1 protein-coding gene is annotated in these 436 nt (G+C 67.0%); it reads left to right on the forward strand.

The genetic code is table 11. The annotated features are described in order from the left end of the window. On the forward strand, window positions 1-436 hold a 436-nt coding region (locus EOE48_RS28865), incomplete at both ends, for an NAD(P)-dependent oxidoreductase (protein ID WP_281292811.1).

Below are 436 nucleotides of genomic sequence, written 5' to 3' on the forward strand. Positions count from 1 at the left end.
CGCCGTTGCTGGCCGACGGCCTGCCGCGTGATTATCGCCTGACCCGTGCGGTGGGCATTTTCGGCCAGGTGATGGCCGAGTACATGCTGACCTACATGCTTGGCCATGAGCGCGAGGTGCTGTCGCGCCTGGTCAGCCAGGTCGAGCGGCGCTGGGATGACCGCCCGGGGCGCACGCTGGAAGGGCGCAAGGTGCTGATTGTCGGCACCGGCGACATTGGCCAGCGTGTGGCCGAGTTCCTGCAACCGTTTGGTGTGGTGCTGTACGGTGTGGCCAGCACCGCCCGGGAACAGGCACCGTTCGTCGAGGTGGCGGCCCTGGCCGACTTGCCGCGCATGGTTGGCCAGGTCGACTACGTGATCAACCTGCTGCCGGACACCCCGGCTACCCATGACCTGTATGACGCGGCGCTGTTCAAGTGCTTCCTGCCCACGGC

The sequence above is a fragment of the Methylobacterium oryzihabitans genome (genome assembly GCF_004004555.2).
GTDB classification, from domain to species: domain Bacteria; phylum Pseudomonadota; class Alphaproteobacteria; order Rhizobiales; family Beijerinckiaceae; genus Methylobacterium; species Methylobacterium oryzihabitans.